Raw genomic sequence first — 19187 nt, forward strand, 5'->3', positions numbered from 1 at the left:
CTTAAAAAGAATTAAAAAAAGAGATTAACTCAAATGAAGTGTAAATCCCACTTTGAGTCAATCTCTTATTTGTTATGGTGTAAAGCGTTTCGGCCGTTCATTTGACTGTTCGAAATGGTAACGAATCGCTTCAGCAATTCTCGCAGAAGCATCGCCATCACCGTACGGGTTTGATGCTTTGGACATTTGTTCATATACTTCTGGATTTGTTAACAGCTCTTTTGCTAGCTGATAAACATTTTCCTCTTCTGTTCCTGCTAATTTCAATGTACCCGCTTCAATTCCTTCAGGACGTTCTGTGGTGTCACGAAGCACGAGAACAGGAACGCCAAGAGATGGAGCTTCTTCTTGAACTCCGCCTGAATCGGTCATGATGAAATAAGATTGGTTTGCAAAGTTATGAAAATCAATAACACCGAGCGGTTCAATAAGATGGATTCGCGGATCATCGCCAAGAATTTCCCCGGCAATTTCACGAACAACAGGGTTAAGATGTACAGGGTAAACAACTTGCACATCTTCATGTTCATTGACAATTCGTTTAATTGCTTTGAACATATTACGCATTGGCTGACCAAGGTTTTCACGACGATGGGCGGTAAGAAGAATCATCTTATCGTCACCGATTTTTTCAAGTACCTCGTGCTGGTAATCATTGCTGACCGTTGTTTTTAACGCATCAATTGCCGTGTTTCCTGTTACGAAAATTGCATCCTTCTTCTTATTTTCATTCAAAAGGTTGCTTTCCGCTTTATCAGTTGGCGCAAAGTGCAAATCTGCAAGCACACCTGTTAATTGACGGTTCATTTCCTCTGGATACGGAGAAAACTTGTTCCATGTACGAAGGCCTGCTTCCACATGCCCGACAGCCGCTTGGTTATAAAAGGCAGCAAGTCCAGCCACGAATGTTGTCGTTGTATCCCCATGAACGAGGACAATATCCGGCTTGACATCCTGCATAATCTTCTCTAAACCTTCTAATGCTTTTGTCGTAACATCTGTTAATGTTTGGCGTGCCTTCATAATATTTAAGTCATAGTCCGGTTTCACACCAAAAATATCCAACACTTGATCAAGCATTTCTCTATGTTGAGCAGTAACCGTTACAATCGACTCAAATTGTTCTGGACGCTTCTCTAGCTCCAGTACAAGTGGTGCCATCTTTATCGCTTCAGGCCGCGTACCGAAAATAGTCATGACCTTAATCCGCTTAGCCACACAATCACCTCAATTTTATTTCGTTCCGAATAAACGGTCGCCGGCATCACCGAGACCAGGTACAATGTATCCTTTTTCATTCAGTTTTTCGTCAAGTGCCGCTAGATATATGTCCACATCTGGATGTTCTTTTTTCACAACTTCTACACCTTCTGGGGCTGCGATAATACACATAAGCTTAATATTTTTCGCACCGCGCTTTTTAAGTGATGTAATTGCCTCTACTGCTGAACCACCAGTCGCAAGCATCGGATCTAACACGATAAGTTCACGCTCTTCAATGTCAGAAGGTAACTTTACGTAATACTCTACTGGCTTCAATGTTTCTGGGTCACGGTATAAGCCAACGTGTCCAACCTTTGCAGCCGGAATAAGCTTCAAAATGCCATCAACCATTCCAAGACCTGCACGTAGGATCGGTACTAAGCCAAGCTTCTTCCCTGCTAACACTTTTGACTTCGCTTCTTGAACAGGTGTTTCAATTTCAACTTCTTCTAATGGAAGCTCACGCGTAATCTCGAATGCCATTAAGCTTGCAACCTCATCTACAAGCTCACGAAATTCCTTTGTACCAGTTCTTTTGTCACGTATGTATGTTAATTTGTGCTGAATTAACGGATGATCAAAAACATATACTTTTCCCATTGATGTATCTCTCCTTTTTCAGTCCAGAATTTTCGACAATAATCCTCTCTGTCTCCATTCCTAAAAATTGTACAGAAAAAACGATTACACTGCAAGCTTTGCAGAGAAATCTCCACTGGGAGATAAACGTTTTCCCCTTATACAACTGTTATACCTCACCCTTTCAACCTATACACAAATTTTTTTCGTGACAAATTTCTTAGAAAAATATAGCCAAAACGGAAAAAATTTGGTATGTTCACATTGATACGTCGTTCTTTTCTTTTCCTTTTTGAATAGAACGCAATGACAAAACTTGCTGTATAGCAAAACCGCCGTTCTTTTTATGAACGACGGTTTTTTCTTGGAAGAAAACGAGCATAAAAAAAAGGACTGACTCAACATTTTCGAGTCAGTCCTTTGTTTATTTTAGCGCTCTGGATATAGTTCGAATCCGCTTGTTAACTTCGCAACACGCTCTTTCGCTTCTTTTAACACTTCTTCGTTGTCGATGTTCTTCAATGTAAGAGCAATAATCTTAGCGATCTCTTCCATTTCTGCTTCACCAAAGCCACGGCTTGTTACTGCCGCTGTACCGATACGAACACCGCTTGTTACAAACGGGCTTTCTGGATCGAATGGAATTGTGTTTTTATTAACGGTTACACCGATATCATCCAATGCTTTCTCAGCATCTTTACCTGTAATATTCAAGTTGCGCAGGTCCACAAGTAATAAGTGGTTATCTGTGCCGTCAGAAACAAGCTTAATGCCTTCAGCTTGAAGACCTTCCGCAAGCTTCTTCGCATTGTTGATAATATTTTGTGAGTATGTTTTGAATGAGTCATCAAGTGCTTCACCAAATGCTACTGCTTTCGCTGCAATCACATGCATAAGTGGTCCGCCTTGAAGACCAGGGAAGATCGATTTATCGATTTTCTTAGCATATTCTTCTTTACATAGAATCATACCGCCACGAGGTCCGCGTAATGTCTTATGTGTTGTTGTTGTAACAAAGTCAGCAAATGGCACAGGATTTTGATGATGTCCTGTCGCAACTAGGCCAGCAATATGTGCCATGTCAACCATTAAGTATGCGCCAACTTCATCTGCAATTTCGCGGAATTTTTTGAAATCAATTTCGCGAGGATATGCACTTGCACCTGCGACGATTAATTTTGGTTTGTGCTCTTTTGCTTTTTCTAAGACTGTTTCGTAATTAATTGTACCTGTTTCTTCGTCAACACCATAAGCAACAAAGTTGTATTGAACGCCACTGAAGTTTACTGGGCTTCCGTGTGTTAAGTGACCACCATGTGATAAGTCCATACCAAGCACTGTGTCACCTTGCTCAAGAATTGTGAAGTAGACAGCCATGTTCGCTTGAGCGCCTGAATGAGGCTGGACATTCGCATGCTCTGCACCAAAGATCTCTTTTGCACGGTCGCGCGCAATATTTTCCGCAACATCGACATGCTCACAGCCGCCATAATAACGGCGTCCTGGATAACCTTCTGCATATTTGTTTGTTAGCACCGAACCTTGTGCTTCCATAACCGCTTCGCTTACGAAGTTTTCTGATGCAATTAACTCAATTTTTTCTCGTTGTCTCACTAACTCATCCTGCATTGCTTCAAAAACCGCTTTGTCTTGATTCTGTAAATGTTTCATGATCTTCCCCCGCTTTCTTAATCTCGAAGATAAAAACACTCGGAACGTTCGTCTTTTCACTGAACCAAAATTCTAATTTGCCATTTTTCTTATCTTCATTCTACAAAATACGAAAAATAACGACGTTTCTATTGTAACATGTTTTCGCCAAACTTGAAGAATTAGATTTAATTTTTTGTTATTTCCAAACATTTCATAACAAAGAACAGAATGAAAGCTTAGTGACAGCTTTCATTCTCCTTCGTTACGCGATAGACGGCTCGTGCCCCGCCAATTAACTTCGGACGGACTTTCGCCATTGTAATATGAGCAAAACCAACTTCTTTTATTTCACTGCGGATCGGCACTGCAACGTGTTTTAAGTGCATGCCTATCAATGTGTCTCCGATATCAATACCGGCATCTGCCTTAATATGCTCGACCATTACTGGTTCTTTGAAGTGATTATACGCATAGGCTGCCATAGATCCGCCTGCAGACGGAACCGGGATAACCGCGACAGGGTCCAAATCTTGCTTACGGGCAGTAGAGCTTTCGACAACGAGAGCACGATTGAGGTGTTCACAACATTGGAAAGCCAGCTGAACGCCTGTCTGCTCTCGAAACTCTTCAAATACTTCATACAGCTCTGCCGCTACTTCGGTTGTCCCTGCACTTCCAATATGTTTCCCGGCAACTTCACTTGTGCTGCATCCGACAACGAAGATATAGTCTTGTGAAAGTTGTGCCTCTGCATGTAAATCCGCCAATGCTTTCTGTAAGGATTGACGCATTTTCTTCATATCTAGACTCATGGCACTTGAACTTCCTTTCAATTAAGAAGATTTATTTTCGTATTCTGTAATTTTTGCTACACGACGTTCGTGACGGCCACCTTCATAATCAGTCGTTAACCAAACCTTTGCAATCTCACGTGCAAGACCTGGCCCGATTACACGCTCACCCATTGCAAGCACGTTACTATCATTATGCTCTCTTGTTGCTTTTGCACTGAATAAATCATGAACAAGTGCACAGCGAACTCCTTTTACTTTATTCGCTGAAATTGACATGCCAATGCCTGTCCCACAAATGACAATACCTCGGTCAAATTCGCCGTTTGCGACTCCTTCAGCTACCGGAAAGCCATAATCAGGATAGTCGACAGAAGTATCACACTCACAGCCAAAATCTTTATACTCAATATTCATTTCATCCATTAAGCTTTTTATTTCCTCGCGAATATTTATGCCACCGTGATCAGAACTGATTGCTACTTTCATTTTATTCGTCCTCCCTATTTAAGAGCTTTTTTATTTATTTTGAACGGGTATATCGTTTCTTTCAACTTTTGTGCTTCATCTTGGCTAAATTATCTCTCTGTTTTTGAGAGTTTTTCAATTAATTTGTCGATTAATACATCAATTTCAAGCAATGTATCTCGATATTGTTCAACTGAACCTCCGAATGGATCAGAGATATCAGGATTTTCATTCTCTGTTTCAACGAACTCTCTTAGAACATAAACCTTTTCCGTAGATTCAGGGACATGCATGAGAAGCATTTGCTTATGGCCTGTTGTCATCGTTAAGATAAGATCTGCCCAATCAATTAATTCAGGTTGAAGCGAACTCGAGGAATGAACAAATTCAATTCCTTTTTCCTTCAATACCTCTAATGATTGTGGAGACGCTTCACTTCCATCCGAAGCAAAGACACCCGCTGACTTGGCTTCAAACTTTCCAGCGGCTTTTTTATTAAAAATCGCTTCTGCCATCGGGCTCCGGCATGTATTTCCAGTACAGACGAACAACACATTCTTCATTACTTTACCTCCTTCCAACGCCAAACTCTGCTATACACATTATAAACGATATAAAAGTATTGGCATACATTTGAAACGCAAGAAATAAGCTGGTCCACCTAAGGAAGTTCGCAACACAAAGAAACCAGCATTTCCTTCATGCTGGTTTTAGACAAACAATAATTTAATTCCGATTGCCAATAATATACTTCCTCCAAGCGCTTCTCCATAAGAACCAAGCCATGATTGAACTTTCCGCCCAAGCAGTAAGCCAGCCCAAGTCAATGCCGTACTGAATAGACCAAACATTGCAATCGCAAGAATCACTCGTGCTCCATAGATTCCTAGACTCAATCCTACAGAAAAACTATCAAGGCTGACACTCAAGGCAAATAGAAGCAACCCGAACCCGACAGGCATAATGAGTGATTCTTCACTTGAACGAAATGAAGAAATAATCATCTGTACGCCTAATATTAGAAGCAATGCGCCCCCAATATAAACGGCAATCCCTTCAAAATGTTCAGAAAGCAAACTACCGAAAAACATGCCAGACAGCGGCATAATGACATGAAAGAGACCAATCGTCAAACCAATAACAAAAATTCGTTTAAGCCTTAGCTGGAGCATTCCCATACCAAGTCCTACAGAGAATGCATCCATTCCTAAGGCAAATGCCATTACTGCTAATGTGAAAACTTCAAACGCCCATTCTGTTACATTCATCTCAAACCCCCTAGGACTTGCTAATTCAACATATGCTAGTCCTAAGGGGAATAGAAGTATCTTTTCTGCTTGAAAAAGAAAGAGATTTACACTAGGATTCTGTACGGATCACCCGATGCCCTGCTGCTTTAAGCAGACGATTCATAACCGCCTCGCCTACCTCCGTTTCAGGGAAACGTTCACTAAGAATCACATCTAATTTATGCGTATCAAAGTCACGCAACACACCATACAAGTGCCGGGCAACAGTTTTTAAATCAGCTCGCGTTCCGCATGATAAAACAATATCAGCTTCATAGAAATCTTTATTTTCTTCGGTTGTTAATATACCAACACGTCGCCCTTGCTTTTTCACTTTATCTACAAGCTCCTGGATCATATACTTGTCACCATCTACCACAGAAAGTTCAGCGTCCGGTGCGTAATGTGTATATTTCATTCCTGGAGATTTCGGAGCTTCTTCAGCCTTCTGCAAGGATGGATCGAATGCAATCTTACCTATGACTTGTTCAATCTGACTCTTCGTAATACCACCTGGACGAAGGATCATCGGCGGCTCACACGTTACGTCAAGAACCGTTGATTCAACACCCACACCTGTTTCACCGCCATCAAGAATCCCCGCAATTTTACCGTCAAGATCAAACTCTACATGTTCAGCCTTCGTCGGACTCGGCTTACCAGAGCGATTTGCACTTGGCGCTGCTAACGGAAGTCCGGAGGCTTCAATTAACGCTTGAGCAACAGGATGATCCGGCATACGCACAGCAACCGTTGATAATCCAGCAGTCACCTTCTCCGATGCTTTTCCATTCGATTGAAAAATCATCGTCAGTGGTCCCGGCCAATAAGCATCAATCAATGCTTGAGCTTTTTCATTTATATGTGCAGTTAATTGCTTTAATTGTTCTACATTCGATATATGGACAATTAATGGGTTGTCACTCGGTCTTCCTTTCGCTGCAAAAATCTTCTCCACAGCCCTATCATTTAACGCATTTGCTCCTAGACCATAGACCGTTTCAGTTGGAAATCCAATCACTTCATTCTCTTTTATCCACAGTGCTGCCTCTTGAATCTGTGGATTTTCTGTTATTATTTCACTTTGTTGGTTAATTTTCCATCTAATTGTTTTCAAGTTATCCACAGGAATCACTCCTACTTTCAAAAAATATCCACATGGCTGTCTGTAAATTCGCTTATTTTTCTGAATTATTCGTTGTTTTTGCGTGTTTCCTAAGAAAAAGCAAAAGTTACCCACTATTTTGTGGATAACTTAGTGGATAGTGTGTATAAGTGAATGATACTCGACACTTTATCCACACCTTCAAATTATGAGAACAGCTCTACAGCTTTTTTCAACCATTCGAACACAAAAAATTTAATTTCTGTTTCATCTTTTTCTTCTTCCTTATCTGGCGTTTCAGCTTTAACTGCATCACCATTCGAGAAATCTAAGAAACAAAGCGGCGGAAATAGCACACACCACCAGTTCGCTCCTTTTCCTTCTCCAAGTGTAATGACAACTGCTTCATATGTCCCAGCAGGATAAATAAATTGACCGTACATCTTTGTTGGAAACTTCGCCATTTCAAAATCAACGGAATAAATTTCATCACTCTGTTGTTCAGCTAGTACAGCTTCTACAATGGCTTCAATTTCAGCTTGGCTTGATTTAATCTTCGTTCTCGCTTCCTCAATTGATGTCATATCTGCTACCCAAAGGTTAATTTGTTTATTTACTTCATCACGAACAAGTCGTTTCACTTGCTGGTCTTTCATAGAATCACTGTTTGCTAGAATCCGAAGGCGAATCGCCTCTTTCGGAATTTCAAATGCTCCCTCATTCTGCTGACCTGCTGCTTGAACATCATATTGCTGAAATAGAACAACACCTACATATGAAAGTATAAAATAAATGATTGCTAGTTTCTTCATAATTATTTCTCCCTCCGTCTCTATAAAAACATTGTGGACGGAAAAGGAGAAATCTATACATTGATTTAAAGTTTAGTTCTCATCATTTAGAAAAGCAAAAACCATTCGTTCTTTCCCATTGATATCATCTTCGATTTCTACAGTTGCTTTTGGATATTGCGAAAGAATGAATGCTTCTAAATCTTTACCTTGGCCGGAACCAATTTCAAATGCGATAAGTCCATTTGGCTTCATCACCTTCGGAAGCTGGCTAATAATCACCCGATAACAATCTAAGCCATCATCTCCACCTGCAAGTGCTAAAATCGGCTCATGGTCTCTCACGATATCTTCTAATTTCATTACTTCCTCACGCGGAATATAAGGGGGATTCGAGACAAGAATATCTAATTTCACCCCACGTTCCATAATCGGCTCAAGAAAGCTGCCATTGAAAAAGGTCACTTCCGCTCCAAGCATCTTCGCATTGTGTTGAGCTGTTCCCAATGCTTTTTCAGAAATATCAACAGCTAACACATCCAAATTACGTGCTTCTAATGCCATCGTCGTCGCAATAATCCCACTACCAGTCCCGATATCGGCAAGCTGAAACGCTCCATCTCGAGATTGAAGATCGTCCATTCGCTTTAAGACACCTTGTACCAATTCTTCCGTTTCAGGACGGGGAATAAGAACATGCGGGTTTACTTGAAACATTCGCCCATAGAATTCTTCTCTGCCTGTTATATGCTGAACTGGCGTACCATCTGCATACTTCTTAACATCACGTACGAACACCTCAACCTTATCTTGCGGAAACGATTCACGCATATTGAAAAATAATTGAGAGCGCGTTAAATCAAGGTGATAACAAAGCAACAATTTCGCTGCTTCTTCTTCACGGCCTGCTTCCTTCAAAAAAGAAGAAGCCCAATTAAGGGCTTCAAAAATCTTCGAAAAAGAATGCATCATTGCTCGGCACTCTCCATACGTTTTGTTTGATCTTCCATAATAAGCGGATCAATAATTTCATCTAATTTCCCTTGTAAAATCTGGTCAAGCTTTTGAAGCGTTAAACCAATTCGGTGGTCTGTTACACGTGTTTGCGGGAAATTGTACGTACGAATACGCTCTGAGCGATCACCCGTTCCAACTGCCATCTTACGGTTTTCAGCATACTCCGCCTGTGCTTCCTGCTGGAACTTATCATAGATACGAGCACGCAATACTTTCATTGCCTTCTCTTTGTTCTTAATCTGGGATTTCTCATCTTGGCAGGAAACGACTACACCAGTCGGAACATGCGTTAAGCGAACCGCAGACATTGTTGTATTAACACTTTGACCACCAGGACCACTAGAAGCAAACGTATCAACACGAATGTCTTTTTCATTAATATCGATTTCAACCTCTTCCGCCTCAGGTAATACCGCGACTGTTGAAGTTGACGTATGAATGCGGCCGCCAGACTCTGTCTCAGGTACACGTTGCACACGGTGTGCACCATTTTCATACTTCAATCTTGAGTAAGCACCATTTCCGTTAATCATAAAAATAATTTCTTTGTATCCGCCAAGTTCTGTCGAGCTCGCTTCAATCACTTCTGTCTTCCAGCCTTTTGCTTCAGCATAACGGCTGTACATGCGATAAAGGTCACCTGCGAACAATGCTGCTTCATCACCACCAGCAGCACCACGGATTTCCATGATAACGTTCTTATCATCATTCGGATCTTTCGGAACAAGCAAGCGCTTAAGCTGGTCAGAAAGAGTCTCTTCACGTTCAGCTAATTCAGAGATTTCCTCTTTCACCATTTCTCTCATATCCGCATCAAGCTTATCTTCAAGCATCACTTTTGCATCATCGAGCTGCTCTTTCACATCTTTATATTCACGATACACTTGCACCGTCTCTTCAATGCTAGATTGCTCTTTCGAATATTCACGCAGCTTGTTGCTGTCACTAATCACATCTGGGTCACTCAATAACTCATTTAATTTCTCATACCGGTCTTCAATTGACTGTAACTTATCTAACATGTCAATCACCTCATCGAATCAAGTCCATAACATTCTAATTATATTATACTCAGCATATGTAGTCAAAAGAAAAGCGGAGGCGGCTTGTTCAGGGGTGACAAGCATAAGGCAGAATGCGGAGGGGACCGCCTTTTGTCCCCGCAGCAGGCTGACTTATGACCTCGAGCCCCTAGCCGCCGCAGCTGGACACCCCGAAAAGCGGAGGCGGCTCGTTTCAGGTACGTCCACCGACCTCCAAAATATAAAGAAAAAACTCGTTCCAAATGGAGCGAGTTATTTAGCATTTCTGACTCTCAGTACAACTTCGTACCTTTGTACAGCCATTGTTAATTTCTTTTCAAGCTCTTTTCTGTATTTCCGAAGCTCTTCTTTGGAATAATTCTCTTTAGGTCTAACATAGACATATGCTTTTCTGCCATTTGTGAAAATCATTCCTGGGTTGAACTTTCCGTCTGTGACGACAACGCCGCGAAGCATATCTTGTGAAGCACCAGTTGTATTCTGTGTTTTCCGTTCTCCAATGTTCAAAAAGTTCGGATTCTGGTCTTCATATAATTCTTCGCCTTCTTCAGGCCGGTAGCTCGGATTTGTTTGGTTAATTTTCATTTGGCCTTCCAAATCTTCACCTTGAAGAATTTCAGTTTTTTCAGGATTAGCAGGCGTACAAGCTCCTGTAAAGCCAATCAATCCCGCTAATACAGCTATTGAAAATGTTTTTTTCATTTGAGATTTCCCCCTTTTATGGGGTAGTTTCTCCAAACGAACATCGAATACTTAAGTAAATATTGGTATAATACTAATCCTGAGAATGAACGGAGTCCTTTTCTGCAAAAAGCTTGTTCACAGGATGTTTAGGCACTTCATGGCAATGGCGACAACGTGGCTCATATGCTTCTGATGCTCCAACTAAAATAATTGGATCATCATACGAAGCAGGCTTTCCATTAATTAAACGTTGCGTTCTGCTTGCCGGCGACCCGCAACACGGACAAATGGCCTGTAGCTTCGTAACTGATTCTGCAATGGCCATTAATTGCGGCATACTTCCGAACGGCTCTCCACGAAAATCTTGGTCTAATCCAGCTACGATAACTCGATAACCGCGATCTGCTAGCCCTGCTGCTACATTCACAACCTCTTCATCCAAGAACTGTACTTCATCAATTCCAATAATATCAACTTCTGGTTCAACAAGATCTAGAATCTCACGCGCTTTTGCTACGGGAGTAGCCATATATGACGTGCCGTTGTGTGAAACAACCGCTTCATTGTCATAACGATTGTCTATTTGTGGCTTAAAGACTTGGACAGTCATCTTTCCAAATTCAGCTCGTCGAATACGCCGAATTAATTCCTCAGACTTTCCCGAAAACATACTGCCGCAAATCACTTCAAGCCAACCATTGTGTTTCATCACATACACGATCTTACGTCCTCCTTTGCCGGCGCAGCATTATTAATATTTTCAAATAAAACCAATCAATGTATGAACATACAAAAAGCAGGCAAGAATCCTTGCCTGCTTCGTTTCATCCAACTGCTCAACGCTTTGAACAAAATGAAACAATCCGTCAACCGGTATATTGAACCGATTACTTAAGGTTGTATTTTTTTCTAAAGCGGTCAACACGTCCACCAGCGTCAGCAAATTTCTGACGTCCAGTATAGAACGGGTGGCACTCTGAGCATACCTCAACGCGTAATTCGTCCGTAACAGAGCCCGTTTCAAACTCGTTACCGCAAGAACATTTAACCATCACTTTATTGTATTGTGGATGGATTGCTTGTTTCATGTGATTCCACTCCTTTTTGCCCTGAATCCTTTGGAAACAGAGTTATCGTTGCACACTGAGAGAATTATATCAAGCTTGCAGATGTTTTGCAACTTGAATCTTTAAGAATAAGAACGTCTTGTGATGTTATTACCTTTCGGCGTTGTTTTCACAAGTTCAAAAAATTCTTCATTTGTTTTCGTTTCCTTCAAAGCTTTCAAGAAACGATCCGCAAAATCCGGTGAGTCACTCATTGTTTTGCGAATTGTCCATAGCTTATCTAAATGTTTCTTCGGAATCAACAATTCTTCCTTACGTGTTCCAGAACGGCGAATATCAATTGCCGGGAAGATACGACGCTCAGCAAGGCCGCGGTCTAAGTGTAATTCCATATTACCTGTCCCTTTGAACTCTTCATAGATCACGTCGTCCATGCGGGAGCCTGTATCAACAAGAGCCGTTGCTAAAATCGTTAAGCTTCCACCTTCTTCAATGTTACGAGCTGCACCGAAGAAACGTTTTGGGCGATGGAATGCTGCTGGATCAATACCACCTGAAAGCGTTCGGCCACTTGGTGGAATAGTTAAGTTATAAGCGCGCGCCAAACGAGTAATACTATCCATTAGAATGACAACATCTTTTTTGTGCTCAACAAGTCGCATTGCTCGCTCAAGCACTAACTCAGCAACCTTAATGTGATTTTCTGGCACCTCATCAAACGTCGAACTAACGACATCACCATTGACTGAGCGCTCAATATCAGTAACTTCTTCTGGGCGTTCATCAACTAATAAGACGATTAATTCTGCATGTGGATAGTTTGTAGTAATACTGTTGGCAATTTCTTTTAAGAGCATTGTTTTACCAGCTTTAGGAGGAGCAACAATTAAACCACGCTGACCAAATCCAACCGGAGCGATCACATCCATAATACGTGTAGATAAATGATTAGGTGTTGTTTCAAGTACGATGTGGCGGTCAGGATAAAGCGGCGTTAAAGCTGGGAAGTGAACACGTTCCTTTGCTGTTTCAGGGTCTTCGCCATTAACTGCTTCAACATGAAGCAAACCGTAATAACGCTCATTTTCTTTCGGCGGTCTTACTTTCCCAGAAACTTTATCCCCATTACGCAAATCAAAACGTCGAATCTGCGATGCTGAAATATAAATATCTTCTGCACTTGGCGAATAATTAATTGGTCTTAAGAATCCAAACCCTTCCGACTGAATAATTTCTAAGACACCTTCCATGAAAAGAAGGCCATCTTGCTCTGCTTGCGCCTTTAAGATTGAGAAAATCAATTCTTTTTTATTTAGCTTGCTGTAATACGAAACTTTATAATTACGCGCATGCTCATACAATTCTTTTAACGTTAAATTTTCTAAGCTAGAAATTGTTAAAGCCATTTAGACACCACTCTTTTTCAATTTTCAATCTAGTAAATCAATCTAATAAAAGTATAAAGGATATAATAAGATAGAGGCTGCAGCCGTAAGAAGGTTACACATAAACTCTATGATTAGTGGAGTTTCAGAAGATTTAGCAGCAGATATTTTTCTCTATAGACTATATGTTTCTTATTTTAACCAAAACATAACGCAGTATTCAACATAAAACTAGCAAAAGAAGCAGACATCATGTGACTATCAAAATGTCACTATACTTTCTTGTCCCCGATCTTTCTAAACAGTAAACGAACTCTCGCTTTGTACGAGAGCTCGTTTTCATGTTAGCCTTCTTTAATAACAAGGTTAGGCTTTTTCTTCAAGCTGTGGCGACCGTCCAGAAAACGAACTGTTCCTGATTTGGCACGCATAACCACAGATTGTGTCGTTCCAATATTCCCTTTAAATTGGACACCCTTCAGAAGTTCGCCATCTGTTACTCCTGTTGCCGCAAAGATTGCGTCATCACCAGCAACTAAGTCGTCCATTCGTAATACGCGGTGAATATCATCGATTCCCATATGTTTGCAGCGCTCAACTTCTGCTTCATCCTGTGGTAACAGCTTTCCTTGCAGCTCGCCTCCAAGACACTTTAATGCGACTGCTGCTAGAACACCTTCAGGAGCGCCTCCGCTTCCAAACAAAATATCTACCCCAGTATGGTCGAAGGCTGTATTAATTGCACCTGCAACATCTCCGTCTGAAATCAATTTAATACGTGCACCTGCTTCACGCACTTCTGAAATTAACTTTTCATGACGTTTACGGTTCAAAATTGTTACAACAACATCTTCAATGTCCTTGTTTTTCGCTTTCGCAACCGCTTGAAGATTTTCTAGAACTGGTGCATTGATATCAACTAGCCCTACTGCTTCTGGACCAACCGCAATCTTCTCCATATACATATCAGGCGCATGTAATAAATTACCGTGATCAGCTACTGCCAAAACAGCTAAGGCATTCCAAGTCCCAAGGGCAACAATATTAGTTCCCTCTAGTGGGTCAACTGCTACATCAACACGAGGACCATAGCCTGTCCCAAGCTTTTCCCCGATATAAAGCATCGGCGCTTCATCCATTTCACCTTCACCGATTACAACCGTTCCTTTCATCGGAACGGTATCAAAGACATCGCGCATAGCGGTTGTTGCTGCGTCATCTGCTTCTTCTTTCTTGCCTCTTCCCATCCAGCGAGCTGATGCTAGTGCAGCGCCTTCTGTCACACGTACCAATTCTAAAGATAAACTTCTATCCATCGATGTTTCCTCCCCCATATTACTTAACCAGACCTGGTTTTCTTTGTTGTCCACTTTCTCCCTGATTCATTATGAATACTGGTTTACTTGTCTCTCTTGATAACTTTTTTCTCGCCAAACCTTTGCACCTAACCCATTTAGTTTTTGTACGAGGCCTTCGTAACCTCGGTCAATATGCTCTAGGCCTGACACTTCTGTAATTCCATCTGCCATTAATCCTGCTACCACTAAGGCTGCTCCAGCTCGAAGGTCACTTGCTTTCACCTTAGCGCCTTGCAATTGAATAGGACCACTAATAATCGCTGAACGTCCTTCAACCTTAATATTCGCATTCATTCTACGAAGTTCATCAACATGTTTGAATCTTGCTCCGTAGATTGTATCTGTAATAATGCCTGTCCCAGAAGCTTTCGTCATGAGTGATGTAAGTGGTTGCTGCAAGTCTGTCGGGAAGCCTGGATAGACGAGCGTCTTTATATCTACAGCTTTGATATCATCTGATTTCGTTACGAAAATTTGGTCATCTGTCGTTTTAAGGCGAACGCCCATTTCTCGCAGCTTTGCAAGAAGCGGTTCCAAATGCTGCAAAATGACATTATCAATAAGTACTTCTTCTCCCATCGCCGCTCCAGCGATAAGATAGGTACCAGCTTCAATTCGGTCTGGGATGATCGTATGTCTGCACCCATGCAGTTCACTTACACCTTCAATCCGAATAACATCTGTACCAGCACCTTTAATTTTGGCACCCATACTTGTTAACAATGTTGCAACATCGATGATTTCTGGTTCCTTTGCGGCATTTTCAATAATTGTTTGGCCTTTCGCACGCACTGCAGCAAGCATAATGTTAATTGTTGCTCCGACACTAACCACATCAAGATAAATTCGTGCACCTCTTAATTCTTTGGCACGTAAGTATATAGCGCCTTGCTCATTTGTAATCTCTGCACCAAGTGCTTCAAACCCTTTAATATGCTGATCAATTGGACGAGGTCCTAGATGACAGCCACCAGGCAACCCGATTACTGCCTGCTTAAAGCGACCAAGCATTGCACCCATTAAATAATAAGATGCACGCAGTTTTTTTACTTTTCCATTCGGCATAGGCATTGAAATCATAGAGGACGGATCGACAACAACTGTATCGTTTTCAAATGATACTTTACCACCGATCTCTTCAAGAAGATCGCACAGGATATGTACATCTGAGATATTTGGAAGGCCGTCAATCGTAACAGTTGATTCAGCTAGAATTGCAGCAGGAATAAGCGCTACTGCACTGTTCTTAGCTCCACTGACTCTTACTGTCCCATTTAAACGATGTCCGCCTTCAATCATCAAGCTTTCCATTTCTTTCTCCCTTCTTTGCGACAGATATGAATTTCCACTTCATTGAAATTCCTTCTGTTATGCGGGAACTATGCGATTGCCAACACACACAAGCAGCAAACAATTTCATGACGAATTGTTCATCTAATGAATTGTTCGCTGCAAGTATGGAAAATTTGGTGCATTTCCAGCATTTCCAAGTACTTTTTCTTATGATGTCTCGTTTTATCTCTAATCATACCATTTATCAACGGTCGATTTGTGATAAACCTTTAAAACTTTATTAATTTTGCTCGCGTTTATTCCAATCTGCTAAAAACTTTTCAATCCCTTGATCCGTTAACGGGTGTTTGAATAGCTGCATAATGACGTTATACGGGATTGTCGCAATATGAGCACCGCGTAATGCACTTTCTGTAATATGCTGTGGATGACGGATTGATGCAGCAATAATTTCCGACTTAATTTCATGTACGTCAAAGATTTCAGCTATTTGTGAAATAAGAGCCAAGCCATCATGACCAATATCATCGAGACGACCTAAGAATGGTGACACATATGTTGCTCCGGCACGAGCTGCCATCAACGCTTGGTTTGCTGAGAAAACAAGCGTGACATTCGTTTTAATGTTTAACTCAGAAAAACGCTTCACTGCCTTTAATCCATCTGGTGTCATTGGTACCTTCACCGTGATATTAGGAGCAATTGCTGCAAGTTCTTTTCCTTCTTCGATCATTTCCTCCGCCTTTAAGGAAACAACTTCAGCACTTACAGACCCCTCTACCTCAGCTGTAATTTCACGTAAACGATCATGAAATGAAACATCTTTTTCCTTTGCTACAAGACTTGGGTTTGTTGTTACACCTGCAAGAAGTCCAAGTGCATTTGCCTCACGAATTTCCTCAATATTAGCTGTATCGATAAAGAATTTCATTACGCTTCCCCCTAATATATAATTAATTGTATTTTAAATTTTCGCATATTTGATTTTAATAAAATGCTGCTTGAATAGAAAGGAAACCGCCTAATGAGTAAGGCGGTTTCCTGCTAATGATCTGTGTCATCTTTCTATATTTAAGCCTTGTTTGAAGAGCCGAAATCGCGCATTTTACCTTTAACTGTATCTTTAATAGCATCGCGAGCTGGACCCATGAACTTACGTGTATCATAAAGGTCTGGCTTTTCAGCAAGCACTTCGCGAACAACCTTCGCTGAAGAGATTTGGTTTTCTGTGTTTACGTTGATTTTTGCAGTACCTAGTGAAATTGCGCGTTGAACATCTTTCAACGGAATACCAGTACCACCATGAAGTACTAATGGCACACCAGTTGTTTTACCGATTTCCTCCATGCGATCAAAGCCAAGATTTGGCTCACCTTTGTATGGGCCATGTACTGAACCAAGTGCAGGAGCAAAGCAATCTACGCCTGTGTCACGTACAAGTTGATCACATTCAGCAGGAATTGCATAAGCAGCTTCAGCATCTTCAACGATTACATCGTCTTCTTGGCCGCCGATGCGTCCAAGCTCAGCTTCAACAGACACACCATGGATGTGTGCAAGCTCTACTACTTTTTTAGTAAGTGCAATGTTTTCTTCAAGCGGATGATGAGAACCGTCAATCATAACTGATGTGAAACCAGCATGAATTGCTTCAGCACATTTCTCAAAGCTTGAACCATGATCTAAATGAATTGCGACAGGTACAGTCGTGCCATACGCCTTCATAAGACCTTTTACCATATATACAACCGATTCGAAGCTACCCATGTAACGAGCAGCCCCTTCAGATACACCCAAAATAACAGGAGATTTTTCTTCTTCTGCAGCTTGTAGAATAGCTTGTGTGTACTCTAAGTTGTTAAGATTAAATTGACCTACTCCATAGCCCTCTGCTTTGGCTTTATCAAGCATCTCTTTCATTGATACTAAAGGCATTTTAATAAAATCCTCCTTTAAATATGCGACAAATATTTCAGTTGCTTGTGAACCCTTCACAATACCAAATACAAGTATAGCATACCAACAACATAAATAAACGGCAACAATACACATTAACTCCGCTTAAAAAATGTTTGTTACATATTTTCCATTAACATCTATGGAATTTTTAAAACCTCATTACAACTTTTATTTAAGAGCAAATATTATAAGACCGTTGTTAGATAACACAGTAATAATTATGTTCGTATCAATGTTATGAGTAGGTTTATGCGTAAATATATTTTTTCACAGCATCGCGGATATCATCAATATCAAATGGCTTTGCGAAATGAGTTAAGGCACCTAGGTCTTTCGCACGCTGGATCATATCTAATTCACCATAAGCTGTCATAATAATAACTTTAATCGACTGATCCATCTCCTTCATCCGCTTTAAAATTTCAATTCCATCCATACCAGGAATTTTCATATCTAGGAGCACTAGGTCAGGATTCTCATCTTTCGCAATACTTAACGCTTGAACCCCATTTGATGCTTGAAAAGTAGCGTATCCTTCATTTTGGAGCACTTCGTTCAGCAAAACACGAATGCCATATTGATCATCAACTATCAATACCTTATTACTCATCATTACACCCCTAACCTTTTCATCAGCAGTAAAACGCTTCTTGTTATGTAATAGAAGGCAGACACTTCGAAGTAAAGTATCGTTTTATATATATAATTTCTAAATTAAACTTGATTTAGTATTAACTTTCGCTAAAATAACGAATTCTTCCTGCTTTCTTTTTGTAAAATCAGTATCTTTTCTTCTTTCTCATTCGACAAGAGAACATGATAAAGTGTAATTTGGGAGAGAAAGAACCCGTATCTTTGGGATTTTTATCAGAAAGGATGAAGGCATCATGCTTCGAATTTTCACTACCCAGCTGATGGGGATTTTCCAAAACATTCAAGAAGATGAGGAATTAAATATCGAAGAAGCATCTAGAGCATTAGCACAAGCTGTAGTAGGAGATGGCACAATTTACGTACACGGCTTTGACGAAATGGCTGCTATTACTGCTGAAAGCTTGTATGGAAAAGAAACACTCTCAAATGTTAAACCGCTATTTAACGAGAACCAGCTAGCAGATATTACATCGCTTGATCGCATCATTATCGCTTCTCGAACAGCAGATAATGAAGAAGCCACAGCATTAATTAAGCAATTAAAATCGTCTGGCGCCATAATTGTAGTACTCTCTTCTGTTATGCAACAACAAGCTCCACTTAAAGAGCTCGCTGATTTCTTCATCGACACGAAAGTGACACAAGGACTTGTACCACAAGATGATGGAACAAGAACTGGCTTTCCAGCGACACTTTCAACCTTATATGCTTACCATGCGTTATTACTAACAACAAATGAAATTTTACTCGAACATGAATAAAAGCTGCCGATCACTCGGCAGCTTTCT

The 19187-nt window shown here is 40.9% G+C and carries 21 protein-coding genes; 1 reads left to right on the forward strand and 20 read right to left on the reverse strand.

The features are described 5' to 3' along the window. Positions 1-72 precede the first annotated feature (72 nt). The 20 genes from wecB to LC040_15955 form a co-directional block, all read right to left on the reverse strand. A complete protein-coding gene (wecB, locus tag LC040_15860; protein WLR50722.1) occupies positions 73-1218 on the reverse strand; it encodes a UDP-N-acetylglucosamine 2-epimerase (non-hydrolyzing) in 1146 nt (381 codons plus the stop codon). Between the two features lie 15 nt (positions 1219-1233). Then, positions 1234-1863, reverse strand: coding sequence for a uracil phosphoribosyltransferase (gene upp, locus LC040_15865; protein WLR50723.1), 630 nt, complete (start codon positions 1861-1863; stop codon positions 1234-1236). 408 nt (positions 1864-2271) lie between these two features. Next, positions 2272-3513: a serine hydroxymethyltransferase gene (gene glyA / locus LC040_15870; protein ID WLR50724.1), complete on the reverse strand. Its 1242-nt coding sequence runs from the start codon at positions 3511-3513 to the stop codon at positions 2272-2274. Positions 3514-3731: 218 nt separating this feature from the next. Next, the gene (locus tag LC040_15875) at positions 3732-4295 is read right to left on the reverse strand and encodes a TIGR01440 family protein (protein ID WLR50725.1); all 564 of its coding nucleotides are present in this window, start codon (positions 4293-4295) and stop codon (positions 3732-3734) included. A 33-nt stretch (positions 4296-4328) separates the two neighbouring features. Next, positions 4329-4775 (reverse strand): ribose 5-phosphate isomerase B, encoded by a 447-nt coding sequence (gene rpiB, locus LC040_15880; GenBank protein ID WLR50726.1) that lies wholly within the window; start codon positions 4773-4775, stop codon positions 4329-4331. 89 nt (positions 4776-4864) lie between these two features. Beyond that, the gene (locus LC040_15885; GenBank protein WLR50727.1) at positions 4865-5317 is read right to left on the reverse strand and encodes a low molecular weight protein arginine phosphatase; all 453 of its coding nucleotides are present in this window, start codon (positions 5315-5317) and stop codon (positions 4865-4867) included. Between the two features lie 147 nt (positions 5318-5464). Next, positions 5465-6022: a manganese efflux pump MntP family protein gene (locus tag LC040_15890; GenBank protein ID WLR50728.1), complete on the reverse strand. Its 558-nt coding sequence runs from the start codon at positions 6020-6022 to the stop codon at positions 5465-5467. Between the two features lie 91 nt (positions 6023-6113). Continuing rightward, positions 6114-7160, reverse strand: coding sequence for an L-threonylcarbamoyladenylate synthase (locus LC040_15895; protein ID WLR53314.1), 1047 nt, complete (start codon positions 7158-7160; stop codon positions 6114-6116). A 194-nt stretch (positions 7161-7354) separates the two neighbouring features. Then, entirely contained in the window at positions 7355-7960 is a 606-nt protein-coding gene (gene spoIIR / locus LC040_15900; GenBank protein ID WLR50729.1) for a stage II sporulation protein R, read from the reverse strand. 72 nt (positions 7961-8032) lie between these two features. Then, positions 8033-8911 carry a peptide chain release factor N(5)-glutamine methyltransferase gene (gene prmC / locus LC040_15905; protein WLR50730.1) on the reverse strand — a complete coding sequence of 293 codons (879 nt, stop codon included), beginning with the start codon at positions 8909-8911 and terminating at the stop codon, positions 8033-8035. Beyond that, on the reverse strand, positions 8908-9978 hold the full coding sequence (gene prfA / locus LC040_15910) for a peptide chain release factor 1 (protein ID WLR50731.1): 1071 nt from the start codon (positions 9976-9978) through the stop codon (positions 8908-8910). The genes prmC and prfA overlap by 4 nt, the downstream gene beginning before the upstream one ends. A gap of 273 nt (positions 9979-10251) precedes the next feature. Further along, on the reverse strand, positions 10252-10701 hold the full coding sequence (locus tag LC040_15915; GenBank protein WLR50732.1) for a hypothetical protein: 450 nt from the start codon (positions 10699-10701) through the stop codon (positions 10252-10254). Between the two features lie 73 nt (positions 10702-10774). Then, positions 10775-11401, reverse strand: a complete 627-nt coding sequence (locus LC040_15920) for a thymidine kinase (protein ID WLR50733.1) — start codon at positions 11399-11401, stop codon at positions 10775-10777. A 169-nt stretch (positions 11402-11570) separates the two neighbouring features. Beyond that, positions 11571-11771 carry a 50S ribosomal protein L31 gene (gene rpmE, locus LC040_15925; protein WLR50734.1) on the reverse strand — a complete coding sequence of 67 codons (201 nt, stop codon included), beginning with the start codon at positions 11769-11771 and terminating at the stop codon, positions 11571-11573. 101 nt (positions 11772-11872) lie between these two features. Then, a complete protein-coding gene (rho, locus tag LC040_15930; protein ID WLR50735.1) occupies positions 11873-13156 on the reverse strand; it encodes a transcription termination factor Rho in 1284 nt (427 codons plus the stop codon). A 323-nt stretch (positions 13157-13479) separates the two neighbouring features. Then, positions 13480-14451, reverse strand: a complete 972-nt coding sequence (gene glpX / locus LC040_15935) for a class II fructose-bisphosphatase (protein ID WLR50736.1) — start codon at positions 14449-14451, stop codon at positions 13480-13482. 69 nt (positions 14452-14520) lie between these two features. After that, the gene (locus tag LC040_15940) at positions 14521-15804 is read right to left on the reverse strand and encodes a UDP-N-acetylglucosamine 1-carboxyvinyltransferase (protein ID WLR50737.1); all 1284 of its coding nucleotides are present in this window, start codon (positions 15802-15804) and stop codon (positions 14521-14523) included. Between the two features lie 262 nt (positions 15805-16066). After that, entirely contained in the window at positions 16067-16717 is a 651-nt protein-coding gene (gene fsa, locus LC040_15945; protein ID WLR50738.1) for a fructose-6-phosphate aldolase, read from the reverse strand. Between the two features lie 140 nt (positions 16718-16857). Beyond that, positions 16858-17721, reverse strand: coding sequence for a class II fructose-1,6-bisphosphate aldolase (fba, locus tag LC040_15950; protein WLR50739.1), 864 nt, complete (start codon positions 17719-17721; stop codon positions 16858-16860). 271 nt (positions 17722-17992) lie between these two features. After that, on the reverse strand, positions 17993-18358 hold the full coding sequence (locus tag LC040_15955; GenBank protein WLR50740.1) for a response regulator: 366 nt from the start codon (positions 18356-18358) through the stop codon (positions 17993-17995). A gap of 274 nt (positions 18359-18632) precedes the next feature. Here LC040_15955 and LC040_15960 point away from each other — a divergent pair, with 274 nt between their 5' ends. After that, positions 18633-19160, forward strand: coding sequence for a DUF2529 family protein (locus LC040_15960; GenBank protein WLR50741.1), 528 nt, complete (start codon positions 18633-18635; stop codon positions 19158-19160). The last annotated feature ends 27 nt before the right edge of the window (positions 19161-19187 follow it).

It is taken from the genome of Bacillus tianshenii, from assembly GCA_020524525.2.
GTDB lineage: Bacteria > Bacillota > Bacilli > Bacillales > Bacillaceae_N > Bacillus_AV.